This window comes from Candidatus Thorarchaeota archaeon, from assembly GCA_013388835.1.
Lineage (GTDB): Archaea > Asgardarchaeota > Thorarchaeia > Thorarchaeales > Thorarchaeaceae > JACAEL01.
Genome location: JACAEL010000053.1, coordinates 1 through 12,753, shown reverse-complemented (window position 1 = coordinate 12,753; position 12,753 = coordinate 1). Strand labels below are relative to the sequence as shown.

10 protein-coding genes and 1 tRNA gene are annotated in these 12,753 nt (G+C 55.2%); 7 read left to right on the top strand and 4 right to left on the bottom strand.

Annotated elements, in window-relative coordinates; genetic code table 11:
* The first annotated feature begins 22 nt into the window (after window positions 1-22).
* The 3 genes from HXY34_09060 (at window position 23) to HXY34_09050 (ending at window position 3,777) form a co-directional block, all read left to right on the top strand.
* Window positions 23-2,209, top strand: a complete 2,187-nt coding sequence (locus HXY34_09060; GenBank protein ID NWF96280.1) for a CDC48 family AAA ATPase — start codon at window positions 23-25, stop codon at window positions 2,207-2,209.
* A gap of 214 nt (window positions 2,210-2,423) precedes the next feature.
* Window positions 2,424-3,302: a hypothetical protein gene (locus tag HXY34_09055; protein ID NWF96279.1), complete on the top strand. Its 879-nt coding sequence runs from the start codon at window positions 2,424-2,426 to the stop codon at window positions 3,300-3,302.
* 202 nt (window positions 3,303-3,504) lie between these two features.
* Complete coding sequence (locus tag HXY34_09050) at window positions 3,505-3,777, top strand: hypothetical protein (GenBank protein ID NWF96278.1); 273 nt, start codon at window positions 3,505-3,507, stop codon at window positions 3,775-3,777.
* A 325-nt stretch (window positions 3,778-4,102) separates the two neighbouring features.
* Here the strand turns inward: HXY34_09050 and HXY34_09045 are convergent.
* A tRNA-Ala gene (locus tag HXY34_09045) sits at window positions 4,103-4,179 on the bottom strand.
* A 144-nt stretch (window positions 4,180-4,323) separates the two neighbouring features.
* Here HXY34_09045 and HXY34_09040 point away from each other — a divergent pair.
* From HXY34_09040 to HXY34_09030, 3 genes are all read left to right on the top strand, one after another.
* On the top strand, window positions 4,324-4,944 hold the full coding sequence (locus HXY34_09040) for a ZPR1 zinc finger domain-containing protein (GenBank protein ID NWF96277.1): 621 nt from the start codon (window positions 4,324-4,326) through the stop codon (window positions 4,942-4,944).
* An 88-nt stretch (window positions 4,945-5,032) separates the two neighbouring features.
* Window positions 5,033-6,226, top strand: coding sequence for a hypothetical protein (locus HXY34_09035; protein NWF96276.1), 1,194 nt, complete (start codon window positions 5,033-5,035; stop codon window positions 6,224-6,226).
* Window positions 6,227-6,307: 81 nt separating this feature from the next.
* Window positions 6,308-7,078, top strand: a complete 771-nt coding sequence (locus HXY34_09030) for a hypothetical protein (GenBank protein ID NWF96275.1) — start codon at window positions 6,308-6,310, stop codon at window positions 7,076-7,078.
* Window positions 7,079-7,087: 9 nt separating this feature from the next.
* Here HXY34_09030 and HXY34_09025 read toward each other — a convergent pair whose 3' ends face one another.
* The 3 genes from HXY34_09025 to HXY34_09015 are packed head-to-tail and all read right to left on the bottom strand — an operon-like array spanning window position 7,088 to window position 11,542.
* A complete protein-coding gene (locus HXY34_09025; GenBank protein NWF96274.1) occupies window positions 7,088-9,163 on the bottom strand; it encodes an ABC transporter ATP-binding protein in 2,076 nt (691 codons plus the stop codon).
* Window positions 9,163-11,040, bottom strand: coding sequence for an ABC transporter ATP-binding protein (locus tag HXY34_09020; protein NWF96273.1), 1,878 nt, complete (start codon window positions 11,038-11,040; stop codon window positions 9,163-9,165). Before HXY34_09020 ends, HXY34_09025 begins: the two co-directional genes overlap by 1 nt.
* A gap of 10 nt (window positions 11,041-11,050) precedes the next feature.
* Window positions 11,051-11,542 (bottom strand): helix-turn-helix transcriptional regulator, encoded by a 492-nt coding sequence (locus HXY34_09015; protein NWF96272.1) that lies wholly within the window; start codon window positions 11,540-11,542, stop codon window positions 11,051-11,053.
* A 166-nt stretch (window positions 11,543-11,708) separates the two neighbouring features.
* Here HXY34_09015 and HXY34_09010 point away from each other — a divergent pair.
* Window positions 11,709-12,753 (top strand): DUF2070 family protein (locus HXY34_09010; protein NWF96271.1); only part of this gene is annotated, 1,045 nt, incomplete at its 3' end.

Below are 12,753 nucleotides of genomic sequence, written 5' to 3'. Positions count from 1 at the left end.
AGTGGAGGAGGACAGATCAGCTTTGACAGAGAAGACACTGAAACTACAGGTCGCGGCTGCGATGCCCAAGGACCAGGGAAGGGGCATTGTGAGACTGAACACCGAGTCAAGGAATGTTCTGGGAGTCAGGTCAGGTGACTACGTCCTGCTTCGAGGCACGAAGGAAACGGTTGCTGTCTGCTGGCCAAGCCTGAAGGAGGACGAGGTCATCGACATGATAAGGATGGACGGGCTGATAAGAACCAACGCAGGCGTAAAGCTGGGCGAGATGGTAGAGATAAGTCCTGTCACGGTACCGGAGGCCACTCGTGTCGTCCTTGCGCCGAACCAGCCCATACGGTTCCAAGAGGGGTTTGGCGAGTACATCAAGCAACAGCTGATCAACAAGCCAATTACGAGAGGCGACATAATACTGATTGCCTCTATCGGACAGGGACTGCAGCTCACAGCAAATCAGGTCGCTCCCGGCAAGCACGTGAGGGTCGGACCCGGGACAGTCGTGGAAGTCCTTACCAAGCCCGCAGCGCCGGAGGAGACTGCGATTCCTGATGTCACATACGAGGACATTGGCGGCCTCGGAAAGGAGCTGCAGAAGATACGCGAGATGGTAGAGCTGCCCATGAAGTCACCAGAGCTATTCAAGCGGCTGGGCATCACGCCTCCCAAGGGAGTGTTGCTACACGGACCGCCCGGCACTGGCAAGACTCTCATAGCCAAAGCGGTGGCCAACGAGTCCGGTGCGAGCTTCAGGTCGATAAACGGACCGGAGATAATGTCCAAGTTCTACGGCGAGTCAGAGCAGAAGCTCAGGGAGCTGTTCGTAGAGGCGGAGAAGAACGCACCGAGCATCATATTCATCGACGAGATTGACAGCATAGCTCCGAAGAGAGCTGAAGTGACAGGTGAGGTTGAGCGCCGAGTCGTGGCACAGCTCCTGTCCCTCATGGACGGCTTGAGTGCCAGAGGGCAGGTCATAGTGATTGGTGCCACGAACCGTGTTGACGACATCGACGAGGCGCTCAGGAGACCCGGACGCTTCGATCGTGAGATAGAGATAGGTGTCCCGGACAAGAAGGGACGACTTGAGATACTGCAGATCCACACTCGTGCCATGCCACTGGAAGAGGGGTTGGACCTTGAGAAACTCGCAGCGACGACCCATGGCTTTGTCGGAGCGGACCTCGCTGCCCTGGCACGAGAGGCAGCCATGCATGCACTTCGACGGGCGCTACCTCATGTGGACCCGAAGACCGGGGACATTCCAACCGAGGTACTTCAGAACCTATATGTGACGCAAGCGGACTTTGAGAACGCACTCTCTGAAATCAGCCCGTCAGCTCTTCGAGAGGTCTTGGTCGAGAAGCCCAATGTCCACTGGGATGATGTTGGTGGTCTCGATAAGGTCAAGCGTCAGATACGAGAGGCTGTGGAAGCACCACTGAAGCACCCCGAGGTCTTCGAAGAGATGGGCATACGGACTCCGCGAGGGATTCTGTTGTTTGGACCTCCCGGCACAGGCAAGACACTACTAGCCAAGGCGGTCGCTACAGAGAGCGAAGCGAACTTCATCTCTATACGTGGGCCGGAGATATTCAACAAGTACGTCGGGGAGTCAGAGAAGGCGGTCCGAGAGATATTCAAGAAGGCCCGACAGACAGCACCATGCATCATCTTCTTCGATGAGATAGACGCGATTCTGAGCTCACGCAGTGTGCAGGACGATACAGGGGTCACCAAGAGGATTGTGAATCAGTTCCTCGCAGAGCTTGACGGAATGCAGTCACTCAACAATGTCTTGGTGATTGGTGCCACGAACCGGGCAGACATCATCGACCCCGCAGCTCTGCGTCCAGGTCGATTCGACTCAGTCCTGTTCGTACCACCACCGGATGCTGCAGCTCGCCTCGAGATACTCAAGGTTCACACTCGGAGGATGCCGCTCGGGAAGAGCGTCGACTTGGAGACCCTTGCAAAGATGACGGAGGGTTACTCGGGTGCGGACATCGAGGGGCTATGTCGAGAGGCAGCCATGACAGCAGTCCGAGGGGAGTGGAAGTCTCGACCTGTTGAGATGAAGGACTTTGAAGCAGCCATGAAAGAGACACGACCCACAATGACTCCCGAGTCCCTCAAGGCGTTCGAAGAGCAGGCCGAGCGCGTCTACAGGCGCACTCCGAAGGAGCAGACTGTGCTTCCGGGCTACGTCTGACAATCGACTGGAAACGGAGGTGCATGACCAGCCCCTCCGCTTCCATCCTGTTTTCCTGTTCTCTTGCCGTAGTAGAGTCACATCACCTTCTCTCCGCCATATGTGACTCCATGGCCCTGTAACAGGCAGCGGCTCTGTGGGGACTCACCGAATCCGAAAGAGATAGTCTTTTGAGGGCCAATGGGTATGACCAAGTTCCCAGAGGCCGAACGCGATGAGTGGATTCTATCCCATATCCCCCCTTGTCGGCATTACCAACACCAGCTATGGAGCTCAAGCAGGAGTAATGGATAACAAGTGGGCCGTGCGAGTCGTAAGGGGAAAGAAGATACTTGCGGAGAAGACAATCAACGACTTGGATCTCGACAACATGGTCGGAGTCATATTCGGACATGCAAGGATTGAGGGACTGAGCCGTCATGCAGTTGCAATGTGTGCTGGCAGGCTCATGCAGTTCGCCAGACAGTATCAGCAGTCCGGTCTCTGTCCGAACTACGAGATTCCGGACCTCCTGCGTGAGGGAGAGGAGCAACAGACTGCGCCCACCTCCTCGGCCGACCGCGCACACACAAGCACGGCTCCATTGTCTGCACAAACAGAGGACCATGGGGCGATTCCAGCCCTAGCTCGATTGGGTGCAGTCCCCCAGATGCCTCAGCTGTCCCTGAAAGACCTATGGCTGAGCTCTGCAGAGGCGAGGGGAGCACTCAGCCATCAGATGGCATGCTATGGAGCGACCTTGCCAGAGGGACACCTACAACTCATGTTTGACAGACTTGCAGACGATCTCATATCGATGTGGGCGCAGAACGCCAGCTCTGAGGAAGTACTCTATCGGTTCGGAGCCCACATACAGAGTTGCTCGAAGGACAGTCAGGTCTTGAAGACAGGGAGTGAAAGACTCACTATCGAGACTGGTGCGTGTGAGCTGCTCGCAAGTTCGAGGAGACTTGACCCGGCGGGTTCCAAGACTCCGAAGGGATACCCTTGTGCCTTCCACGAGATGCTTGCAGCAAAGCTGAGCAGTATGATCGGTCTGAAGGTGTCAATCAACACGTCGTCGACTGGGTGCATAGTCACAGTATCGCTCTAGAGCATCAGGTCGGTACACGAGCCACAGTCACCGTCTACACGCGGTCCCACCATGCTTTCAGTTGATAGACTCAACAGTGAGCTGCAGCACGAAACGCTGGGCAAGCCACCGGTCAGTCATCGGCGACAATCTTAAATCAAGCTTTCAACCTGATGTGTTAGAACGAGACCGCGTGGACTAGTCTCGAGAAGGAGAAAACGAAATGAGTTACCTCACATGGCGCGAGTATGTCAGGTCCGGTCCTGTCTGCCTTGGCGCACTCTTGGTCATTGCGGGCGCTGTCATAGCCCTCATGCCAAATGTGGGCTACACACCTTTTGGTGGGAACACTCTTCTGGTAGGAGCAGTTGTGGCAGTAGTCGGGCTGGTCTTCGTAATACTTGGATTCGTGTTCACGAAGAAGAAGCGGGACTCTGTGTTGACCAAAGTGGACACCCGTCAAGATGACGTCCCTCCCCCACCGCCTCCGCGCTAGACGTACATTCCTAGTTTTCCTTTTCTGAACAGCAGTATCCGGGGAAGATGGGCAATCACTGTGCCCCAACTTCCCCCTCATCTTATCACCGCGCTTTCTCAACTCCATGTGCGCGTGTCACGGGATTCAGCCCAAGACTTGAAGCCGCACTCATCGTCATGTATACCAGTGTGGCACAGCATGACGGTGTCCCCTCTCCACCAACCATTCATCGCGAGTCAGATGGTCTACGAGAACGCTCATCCAGTGTCCGCGGGAAGTGCAAGGACTGTCAATCGAGTGAGGCTTCCCACATGGTCAAGTTCAGAGAAGCAGAAGAGAATGGTGGTGGACCGGGCGCGATTTGAACGCGCGGCCTCATGGATGCAAGCCATGCGATCTGCCGGGCTAATCTACCGGCCCACTATTGCCGTGTCGTGTCGTCCTTGATGTTTTAACCCTTACGCTGAAGAGCAAGAGTGACTCACAGGTCACAACGACTGCTGGACCTATCGGAAGACACAATCATATGATTAGCACTATAAGGACTGAACTCAATGAGATCATATGTCAGGGGATGGCGATGTCATCTGTCCAGTCTGCAACGCACCAGGTCTGACTGTCCGGTCGATGCTCTATAGCGTGCCCTACTTCAACGAACTGGCCATGTTCACAATCCGCTGCTCGAAGTGCGGCTTCTCACACGACGACATCTTCTCCACAGAGGAGCGTCCCCCATCTCGGTGGACTCTCAGAGTCACAAGCCCGGAGATGCTGAACATACGAGTTGTGCGTTCAAGTTCCGGGACCATCAGATTCCCTGACTTCGGGATTGACATTGAACCCGGACCGGGGGCGGAGTCGTTCATATCCAACGTTGAGGGGCTGCTGTATCGGACGAGGCCTGTTGTTGAGAGTGCATTGCAGTTTGCTGAGACCGAAGACCAACAGGCGCGAGCACGAGAGCTGCTGACACTGATAGACGCAGCCATAGACGGCAGACTGTCGTTCACTGTAGTCATTGAGGACCCCATGGGAGTGAGCGGAATCCTCCCTGAGGACATGACACTAGTGAGACACGAGGAACTCAGTAGGGAAGAGGCCTCAAGACTTCGAGGAGCTCCCGTCTGGCTTGACGCTGTACGAACGACGTACAAGATTGACATTAATGGTCTACATGAGGAATAGTACCCACATGAAAAGCTAAAAAAGCGGCAACGAGTCCCGCCTATATGGTATTATAACATATCAGCCATGCTCAACGGAGGAGCCTCCTGTGGACGTCAAGAGTCTGTATATCATCAAGAGAGAGTCTGGCGTCTGTCTATACCACCGGGACTTCGAGGGCTCTACGTTCGACCCGCATCTGATCTCGTCATTCTTGGTGGCCATGACGTCCTTCTTTGATGAGAGCGCGCACTCGGCACCTTCGACTGCAAGAGCCTTCGAAGGCAGTGACTATCGCATCATGGTCGAGTTCGGTACCTGGACAATGGGGGCGATTAGTGTCGACAGTGAGAAGGAACATCTCCGAGAGAAGCTGAGGCGACTCATCCAGAGATTCGAAGAGCAATTCAGTCTGCTCAGGTACGTGGACCTTGACCTTGCGGTATACACGCGCTTCGAACGGAACGTCATAGAGGAGTTTGTGCGCTATCAGGTGGACCCCGACGCGATTATCCGGCCCTGTCTGAACTGGGACCTCTTCGTGAGAAATCAAGAGGTGAGCACATTCCTGAAGCTGATTCCTCAGAACTGCACTGTCGCGGAAGCCGCCGAGTACCTGGAGATGCCACTTGAAGTGGCGATGAACATTGTGGCTGAGGCGCTTTGGGAGAAGGCCGTCACTCTTGTCCAGCAGGTCAAACCGGATGACATCTATCAGGCCACATCGCTAATGGTGAGTCCGGGTCTGGCGCAGGAGCTCCCAGAGGAAGCAAGGCGAGCCCTACCGGAACTGGACGGAGAGACCCCGCTCTCAATCGCGGCAGAGAGAGTGAATACGACGGATCTCAAGAGGTTTCTCGAAGAGATAGCCAAACTTGCTGAACGCCGAGCGGTTGAACGGGTGTCTCCGTCGCAGACCAAGCTTGTACTCTACGGTGCAGTGATTCAGAGTCTACTCAACAGGATTGCCAACCTGATTGGTTACAAGGCCACGCGGAGGATATTCTTCGATTCCAGGGAAGCACTGTCAGGTCCACACCCCTGGCTCTTGTTCGTGGACCTTGAGGAGCGAGTCGACGTGGAGGTCCGAAGCTCTCTGACGGCGGCATGCGTGAAGGGCAGACTCAGTCCAGATATACTGAGTGATGGCTTCAGGGCCCTGCTCCAGTTCATCTCGAAGCGTTTCTCTGCCTATGTCGGCTCCAAGGTGGCAAACTCGTTGATATCTGGCACACGTGAGGAACTCCAGACTCAGTTCCCGAACCTCGCATATGACGTCGAGTGGGAACAGATTAGGACTTGAGCGGTACCCACATTACACAGAACGAGAAACCTCAAATACCGCCGACCTATCAGAGATGAATCACTGGAGGCCCCCTATTCATTGAAGCGGCTGTGGCTTCACGCGCTATCACTGGTCATGATGGGGTTAGTCATTCTCGTGGCAGCAGTGTTGTCTTCGACTATGGTCGACCTTGGATTATTCGCGCTCATGATGGTCCCAATCGGACCCACTGTGCCTCTTGCTGTCGGGTTGACCGGTCTCGTCGGCTATATGCGCGAGGGCGTGATAAGGGAGGACATGCTGCACACCATGGGGTTGGTCATGTCACTCGGCCTTACTGTCGCAGCTCTCCCTGAGACTGCCATATCCATCGTGTACCCTCTGCCTGACACTGCGCAGTTCCAGTTCGCAGTTGCACTTCTTCAGGTTCCAGTGATGCTGCTGTGGGCAATCGGGGTCGTTGGTTACGTGTTCATCTTCAACAGAGTCGTGCCGGCCAGCAGGCCTAAGACGACTGCCGCAGTCCTCGCGACTATCCTGGGCCTGATCATCTTCACCATCAAGACACTCGTAAGCCTCTTCATTCCCCCGCCAGACGCGGTGCTAGCCACCATCTGCGGCTTCCTAGCTCTGTGCCTCGCAGTAATCGTTGGCTCTGTGACGGCACTTCTATGGCATTTCCGAACAGGAAAGATGCGAATCCCGCTGATACTCATGCTCTTCGCGATGATCATACTTCTGTCACTGAACATCGGGTGGTGCTCGTCGCTTGTGAGCCCTCTGCATCCGATGATCAGAGGCCTGACCGCCGAGGCCTATCTTGCTCTCGGACTCTCGCTCACCATCCTCAGCCGAATTGATGAAGCATAGAGTGCTCTTCTAGTCGGTGCCTCTGCCTTGCCGCTTTCCCATTCTCATCATCTGCGCGAACTCCTTGCGAGCTGCTTCAGGGTCTCTGAGAATCCTCTCCCTTACTGCAGGTGGCAGTCTCTTCAGCACTTCCGGGTCTGTCCATGGAGCGCCACTCTGACCTTCGGCGGGACCAGTCATGGCCTGCCCCCCGGGAGCCGAGGCAAGTTGACTGGGCTCCATCTTCATCAGCTCTTCTGAAGCCCTCCTGAGCATCGCTTCGTCAATCTCCTCGATTCCCTGATGCGCGTAATATGTATCGTAGAGGGTCTTGAACAGTCCACCCAGAGCGAGCAGCTCCTCGTGCGTGCCCTGTTCGACTAGTCGGCCATGGTCAAGCACAAACACTCTTGATGCGCCAGCGATGGTCGTAAGGCGGTGAGCAATGACAACAGTGGTCCGATTAGCGAACAACCGGGCCTGAGCCTCTTGGACCAACGCTTCGCTGTACGCATCCAGCCGGCTTGTCGCCTCATCAAGCACAAGGATGCGTGGGTCAGCGAGCATCGTCCTTGCGATGGTTATCATCTGTCGTTGGCCAGCACTCAGGTTCTTTCCATTCTCCATGACCCGAGAACTGTAGCCATCAGCGAGCACTTCGATGAACTGGTGCGCTCCTATAGCCCTGCACAGATCCACAATCTCCTGATCAGTTGCAGATGGTCGCCCGTAACGGATGTTCTCCAGAATCGTGCCATCGAACAGGTAGGGCTCCTGAGCAATCAGTGCCACATTACTGTGGAGAGAATGAAGGCTGATTGTGCGCAGGTCTTGGTCGCCTATGAGAATCCGACCCGAGTCGGGGTCGTAGAACCTGTTTATCAGGGCGGCCAATGTCGTCTTGCCAGCACCGGTGGCACCGACCACTGCGACGGTCTCTCCGGGACGGATATGTAGAGTGATGTCCTTCAGCACTTCAGTCCCCTTTGTGTATGAGAACGTTACGTTCTCGAAGGATATCCCATCACTGTCCTCACGGAGCTCGACTGAATCCGGACTGTCTTGTATGGCTTGCTTAGACTCTATAACGTCCAGTACCCGGTCCATGGCTGCAAGTGAGGCCTGAACCTGAGAGCCAGCCATCGATAGAGATAGGAGAGGCCACATGAAGCGGTTCAGCAGCACCACACCGAGAAACAGCTGGGGTATGGTCAGTGCCGGCACGGGTTGAACGACAAGATATGCACCCACAAACAGGATTGCTGCAACACCGAACTGACCGATTGCTCGCAGCATGGGCTGCATGGCGCTCATCAGCATCATGAACTTGAAACCAAATCGATAGGCCTTGTTGTTCAGTTCCGAGAGTCTGGAAGCCAACTCTGACTCGCGGTTGAACGCCTTTGCGATATGAACTCCACTCAGATTCTCGGCGATCTGACCTGACACCTCACCGTAAGCCCTCTGCGATGCCAGCATGATCCTCTGCCCCACTGTGCCGAAGAGCACCGTCACTAATAGTACCCCGGGGACCACCACAAGTGTGGCGAGGGTTACGAAGGGAGATGTGATTATGAGCAGTGCAACAGTCGACACAAGCGTGAGGATCTGGCTGGAGAAGTCAATGAGCACTTCAATACCGATTCCCAGAGACACGGTGTCAGAGGTAACACGAGAAGTCACATTGCCACTCTGCTGGGACTTGTGATAGGACAGGTCCGCGTCAACCAGATGGTTGTAGACGTCCATCTGTATCTCCTGTACAAATCCTGCCTGGGCGCCCGCCAAGACCCACACGTTGACACTGTCCATCAGCCATGTGAGGATCCTCAGGACCACGTACAGCAGGATGAGGAACACGAACATGTGCATACTTGACACCTGCCCCTCCGCTGGAAAGACTGCCGTCAGTCCCCATGTCAGGAGGAGTGGGTCGAAGATTGATATGACCGCAGACAATAGTGACAGGGTTGCGCCTATGGCAACAATCCGCCTGAAGCGGCCGAGGTAGAATACCATCCTTCTCAAGAGGAGTCTGACAGGCCGACTGGGCTTCTCCCTCTTGGCAGCCAGTGCATGAGGACCGCCGGGTCCACGAAATCCCATCAGCACACACCTCCATGCGAAACGGAGCGCTTCAGCATGTCCTGTGCTCCGGGCAGTCTCTGGAATATCCTGCAGTAGTGTTCAGAAGATCCAATGAGTTCCTCGTGCGTGCCTGATGCAACAAGACGACCCTTGTCAACAATCACAATCAGATCCGATTCAATGAGTGTTCGGAGTCTCTGAGTGACAGTGATGCTCGTTCGATTGACCATCACTTCATCGAGGGCCTTTCTGAGAAGATACTCCGTGTTTGCATCGACTGCACTCACCGAGTCATCAAGAAGCAGTATGCGCGGGTCTTGGACTATGGCGCGGGCTATGGCAATCCTCTGTTTCTGGCCGCCACTCAGAGTCATGCCTCTCTCGCCTATCACCGAGTCATACTGGTTTGGAAGCTCTACGATAAACTCGTGTGCCTGCGCCCTCTTCGCAGCAGTGACAATCTCATCCATTGAAGCATCTGATCGACCAAAGGCGATGTTGTTCTTGACACTGTCCCTGAACAAGAAGATGTCCTGCTCCACAAGTCCAACATTACTTCGAACAGTCTTGGTCCTGAATCGCCTCAGGTCGACCCCGTCTATCGTGATCGAGCCCGCCGTCGGGTCATAGAGACGCATGAGTAACTTGAGAATGGTGCTCTTGCCGCCACCGGGGCCACCTATCAATGCAACACGTGACCCGCCGGGAATCCTCAGACTGAAGTCCCTCAGTGCGTAGTGGCTCTTGTCGCCGCCGCCGTTCTCATAGGTGAATGACACGTTGTCGAAGACAATGTCGCCAGACCAGTTGACCGCCACCTCCTCATCTTCTGGCTCTGTCATCGGGTCCCGCCAACTCAGCAGGTCCACTATCCTCTTTGCATTGACATATCCTCCTCGAATCATCAGGAGCATTCTCGGAAGCATGAAGTTGAATCCCTGCAGTCCCACAAGTAGTGTCAACACCTGTGTCAGCGTGCCTACGGTCAGTGTCCCCTGCATGACCGCATAGCCGCCGTAGGTGAAGGCGAGAGCAGTCACTCCTGTCAGGACCAGCGAGGGCAAGTAGAAGGCAGCAAGCCTTCCCTCCTTCGTGGCCTTGTGTTGGTACTCCTTGCTTGCTGTGCTGAATTTCTCTTTCTCGCGAGCCTCAGCACCAAATGCGCGCACCACCTCGATGCCTCTGAAGACGCTCTGCGAGATAGATGTCAATTGCTCCATGTCCTCAGACCGCTCTCTTCTGACAGACTCGACCGCGTCAGCATATCTGTAGGCGAGTATCAGATAGAGTGGAGTGCCGATTACAATCAGGAGCGTGAAGACAGGTATAGGAATGGGTCCGAGTGACAACCACCCGAATGGTGAAGGAAGGATGAATGCAGGGATGGAGAGTGTGCCCATCAGACCCGGTGTCAGGTCCACCCCTGCCAGCAGGACCCCTGTCAGACCGAAGGAGGCCATACTGAACATTAGGTTTCTGAGAGCAGGGTTGAGTGACATCCGCACCCAGTTGATGTCTTGCATGGCAACAGACAGCAGACGCTTGCTGTCAACCTGGTCGTGAAACGTCATGCTGTAGTCCTGAAGCGCTTCGAAGAACTCCTGACGCGCATCTCTCTCCCACCCAAGGGTGACCGTGGCCCAGACATACCCGACAATGAAGTACAGTGCTAAGTATGCTATCCCGAGAAGTACAATTACCCACACAAGAAATGTGAATCGTGGGGTAATGCTACCCGTGGTGAGTTCGTCAACTGCATCCCCCAAGAGCACACTGGGGTATGTGGTCAGAAACGCTGATACTACAGTGATCACAGTGGCAAGTGTGATTGCCGCCTTGTGCCGAATGAGGCCACTCAACATGTAGCGTGACGCTGAACTGTTACCTTCTCCCAACTTGCCAGCCTCACCTTCGCACAAGCTCGATGACAGAGTCCAGGTCCGCCCGAATCTCCCGGAGGTCCCCGAGGAGTACCTCTTTCTCTGTCGTGCCAAGATATCGGATGTCCTCTTTCATTGATCTCACACCGTTCCGCATGTGGAACACTCTCAGACTCACCCGGTCTTGTGGCTCCAGAAGGAAGAACCAGAACTCAGGTCCCATCTTGGCTCCATCTGCAAGTCGGTCTCTTCTCTTGCCAGTGATTGTCTCCAGGTGAAGACGACCTTCCTTTGTGATGCGATAGGTCTTTGTGCGGCCATCTATGCTTGCGCTCTCAATCATGGCGCATCTGCGGAGTTCCTCAAGCACTGGATAGACAGAACCGGGACTCGGCTTCCAAATCCCCCCACTTCTCGCATCTAGTGCGGCCATAATCTGTGTGCCGGACAACTCCTGCTTCTCAAGGAGCTTCAGCACAATCAGCCGAAGCAGCCCCCGCGGAACGTGCTGCGGCATACTCGGTTCAGGTGGGTTCTTGACCCTGAGAGCGCTCATTTGAATATCGAATGCGATAAATATCGAACACGATATAAGTGTGGTGGTGAAGACAGCGCGCCGAACGCAAGAATATGTTGATAAGACCGACCTTCAGTGAGAGGCAGACTCAAAGAGGCGCCTCACCTTGGGAGAGAAAGCGAAGGTAAAGGAGACTATTGGGCTCTACTCGAAGCTGTGGCAGCTGCCGACCTTCAGAGGGATAGTCATCAGGATTGTCCTTGCAGTTGCGTTGGGCGCCTTGTTGTCGACAGCTGTGAGACTTCTGTCCGGTCCGGTCTTGAACCCCCCTGCGTACTTGTGCTACTATCTCATGCTCCTCGTCGTGCCCGTGTTCGTAGGCTACGCACTGATGTACGCACTGGTGCGGAAGCCAGGATCACCGCTTGATGCCAGAAGGACGACCGGGATAGTGCAGATGGGGGTCTACATATGGATACTCATCGGTCTCGTCGGCACAGTCATCGCCGCTATCACAGTGAACCCCTATACCGAAGTACGCCTCTGGAGCGCAGGCATGGTGGCCGCGTTCCTCCTCTTCACATTCCTAGCAACTGGTCTCAGCGACCATCATCCGTTACGCAACACCGCTGCAACGCTCATGCCGCCCCTGCTCTGGTATGTCACAGTCCTGACTCTGGTCCATTCAGTGCCCTCATTCTTGTCGCTCTCGCCCTTCTGGTGGGTGTCTGCAGTTCTCTCCTTTGCTCTCTGTTCTATCGGAGTGAACCACATCTTTCGCGCGGTCAGTAGACCATTTGAAAGGGACCTTGGCATAAGCGGTCCGGAACTGCTTCGGTCCTTCGGATACGACTACCTTGTGGGAGACCCCTGTCCCTTCGAGCAGCTGATGTCCAAGATAGCCACAGTCCAAGACGTCCCCATAGAGGTGGTCGTCATCAAGAGAGGGCCCACTCTGGCGGCGGTGGGGGTTGTTCTGTACGTTCACCCCGGTCCATTCAGAGACCTCGGCAGTAGCGCGCTCCCATCTGCAGTCATCAGGGACATCCAGAACACGTTCGGTGTCCCGGCGTTCGTGATGCATGGGACTTGTACACATCACCAGAATCTGACGACAAGCCAGGACTTTGACGTGGTGATGGCGGAGATACACCGACTCATCGGAGAGGTCAAGTGCTACGAGAGGGTTTCGGGTCCACACTGGACCGAGT